The following is a 316-nucleotide window of genomic DNA, read 5'->3' on the forward strand; positions in this document are numbered from 1 at the left end:
AGTTGCCCTACTTCTTCTTCTACCAAAACTCTCTCAATTTTCCTGCAAAAAATTGTCAGCGAATATGGCGAGGGAAGGAACATTAAACTGCGTTGACATCCTCATCGCCATCCTCTTGCCTCCTCTTGGCGTCTTCCTTAAGTTTGGCTGCCATGTGGAATTCTGGATCTGTTTGTTGCTGACCTTCTTTGGTTACATCCCTGGGATTATTTATGCCATTTATGCCATCACCAAGTGATATCCAATTTCCGTATTAGAGATGTGAAGGACACATATGTCATTCTGTGTTTGCAGTATTGGATTGTTTTCAGCCGTG

The 316-nt window shown here is 42.7% G+C and carries 1 protein-coding gene; it reads left to right on the forward strand.

Translation table 11 applies throughout. The features are described from left to right. Nucleotides 1–238 (forward strand): YqaE/Pmp3 family membrane protein (locus GFJ41_RS21350; RefSeq protein ID WP_264318563.1); only part of this gene is annotated, 238 nt, incomplete at its 5' end. Nucleotides 239–316: the final 78 nt, after the last annotated feature.

It is taken from the genome of Paraclostridium dentum (assembly GCF_012922555.1).
GTDB classification, from domain to species: Bacteria; Bacillota; Clostridia; order Peptostreptococcales; family Peptostreptococcaceae; genus Paraclostridium; species Paraclostridium dentum.